This is a genomic window from Alteromonas infernus (genome assembly GCF_902705815.1).
This window is the reverse complement of record NZ_CACSIG010000046.1, coordinates 1-1,614: the sequence shown is the minus strand read 5'-3', so window position 1 is coordinate 1,614 and position 1,614 is coordinate 1. Positions and strand designations below refer to the sequence as shown.

Below are 1,614 nucleotides of genomic sequence, written 5' to 3'. Positions count from 1 at the left end.
TGAATTGCTTGTTATCAACATTGATTGATAGCAAGGCAATTCTTCCGATTAGCTTGTCATGCATACAACATTACCCTTGTCCGATTTCAAAAGGCGGACATGAGGCCGATACTCAAGGCTTTTTAGGGTTGTATGGTTAAGTGACGAAGCGTATACGGTGGATGCCTTGGCAGTTAGAGGCGATGAAGGACGTGTAAGTCTGCGAAAAGCTGTGGTGAGCCGACAAAATGCATTTGAGCCACAGATGTCCGAATGGGGAAACCCACCTGTTTACAGGTATCGTTACGTGAATACATAGCGTAACGAGGCGAACGAGGGGAACTGAAACATCTAAGTACCCTTAGGAAAAGAAATCAAACGAGATTCCCCTAGTAGCGGCGAGCGAACGGGGAACAGCCCTTAAGCTGTTTAGTGTGTAGTGGAATCCTTTGGGAAGAGGAGCGATACAGGGTGATAGCCCCGTACACAAAGCGTGCTTTACAGTGAAATCGAGTAGGTCGGGACACGTGTTATCTTGACTGAATATGGGGGGACCATCCTCCAAGGCTAAATACTCCTAACTGACCGATAGTGAACCAGTACCGTGAGGGAAAGGCGAAAAGAACCCCTGTGAGGGGAGTGAAATAGAACCTGAAACCGTATACGTACAAGCAGTGGGAGCCCTTCGGGGTGACTGCGTACCTTTTGTATAATGGGTCAGCGACTTATATTTAGTAGCAAGGTTAAGCGAATAGCGGAGCCGTAGCGAAAGCGAGTGTTAACTGCGCGTTTAGTTGCTAGGTATAGACCCGAAACCCGGTGATCTAGCCATGAGCAGGTTGAAGGTTGAGTAACATCAACTGGAGGACCGAACCCACTGACGTTGAAAAGTCAGGGGATGACTTGTGGCTGGGGGTGAAAGGCCAATCAAACCGGGAGATAGCTGGTTCTCCCCGAAATCTATTTAGGTAGAGCCTCGGATGAATTCCATTGGGGGTAGAGCACTGTTAAGGCTAGGGGGTCATCCCGACTTACCAACCCTTTGCAAACTCCGAATACCAATGAGAACTATCCGGGAGACACACGGCGGGTGCTAACGTCCGTCGTGGAGAGGGAAACAACCCAGACCGCCAGCTAAGGTCCCAAAATATTGCTAAGTGGGAAACGATGTGGGAAGGCACAGACAGCTAGGAGGTTGGCTTAGAAGCAGCCACCCTTTAAAGAAAGCGTAATAGCTCACTAGTCGAGTCGGCCTGCGCGGAAGATGTAACGGGGCTAAGCAATATACCGAAGCTGCGGCAGCATGTTTACATGCTGGGTAGGGGAGCGTTGTGTAAGTGGATGAAGGTGAGTTGTAAAGCTTGCTGGACATATCACAAGTGCGAATGCTGACATGAGTAACGATAATGGGAGTGAAAAACTCCCACGCCGGAAGACCAAGGTTTCCTGTCCCATGCTAATCAGGGCAGGGTAAGTCGGCCCCTAAGGCGAGGCAGAAATGCGTAGTCGATGGGAAACGGATTAATATTTCCGTACTTATATAATCAGTGATGGAGGGACGGAGAAGGCTAGGCAAGCTTGGCGTTGGTTGTCCAAGTGAAAGTGTGTAGGCTGGAATTTTAGGTAAATCCGGAA

The 1,614-nt window shown here is 49.3% G+C and carries 1 rRNA gene; it reads left to right on the top strand.

Going from position 1 to position 1,614, the window contains the following annotated elements:
* Positions 1 to 134: 134 nt before the first annotated feature.
* Positions 135 to 1,614 (top strand): 23S ribosomal RNA (locus ACX5J7_RS11965); the annotation flags it as partial.